The 817-nt window shown below is 59.4% G+C and carries 1 protein-coding gene; it reads left to right on the top strand.

Going from position 1 to position 817, the window contains the following annotated elements:
- Positions 1-817, top strand: an 817-nt coding sequence (locus JF781_RS28045) for an MCE family protein (RefSeq protein ID WP_225341368.1), incomplete at both ends; no start/stop codon positions are given.

Raw genomic sequence — 817 nt, 5'->3', positions numbered from 1 at the left:
TGGGACGAGATCAAGAATGAACTGACCAAACTCAGCACCCAGCTAGCGCCGCAGCCGGGATCCCTGCAGGGCCCCGTCACCAAACTCGTCAACCAGGCGGCAAATACCTTCGACAACCAAGGCGACACATTTCGGCAAGCCGTGCGCGAACTTTCCCAGGCGGCTGGTCGCCTCGGCGACTCACGCACCGACTTGGTCGGCACGATCAAAAACCTGCACATCCTCGTGGATGCGCTGTCGCAAAGCAATGAACAGATTGTGCAGTTCGCCAACCACGTCGCTGCCGTCAGTCAAGTACTAGCCGACAGCTCAACGGACTTGACCGCCGCGCTCGACGCGCTAAACCACGCCCTCGGCGACGTCCGAGGCTTCCTCAAAGACACCAATGATCCCCTGGTTGCCCAGATCAACAAACTCGCGAGCTTCACGAAACTACTCAACGATCATGGCGAAGATCTCGAACAGACCTTGCACGTCGCGCCCACCGGCCTTGCCAACTTCTACAACATCTACGACCCGGCCCAGGGGTCGATGTCGGGTCTTCTCACGCTACCGAATTTCGCTAACCCCGTGCAGTTCATCTGCGGCACCTTTGAGACCGCTGGAACACCGGACTACTTCCGGCGCGCCGAGATCTGCCGCGAGCGAATAGCCCCCGTAGTGAGACGGCTGGCCGTGAACTACCCGCCATTCCTGTTCCACCCGATCAACAGCATCAACGCCTACAAAGGCCAAATCATTTACGACACACCAGAAACCGAGGCAAAGGCCAGAACCCCGATCGCGCAACTGCAGTGGCAGCCACTGCCGGGCGTGA

Origin of the sequence: Mycobacterium sp. WUMAC-067 (genome assembly GCF_020217485.1) — a bacterium.
Classification (GTDB): domain Bacteria; phylum Actinomycetota; class Actinomycetes; order Mycobacteriales; family Mycobacteriaceae; genus Mycobacterium.
The sequence above is the reverse complement of the archived record's forward strand: the minus strand, read 5'-3'. Positions and strand labels throughout refer to the sequence as shown.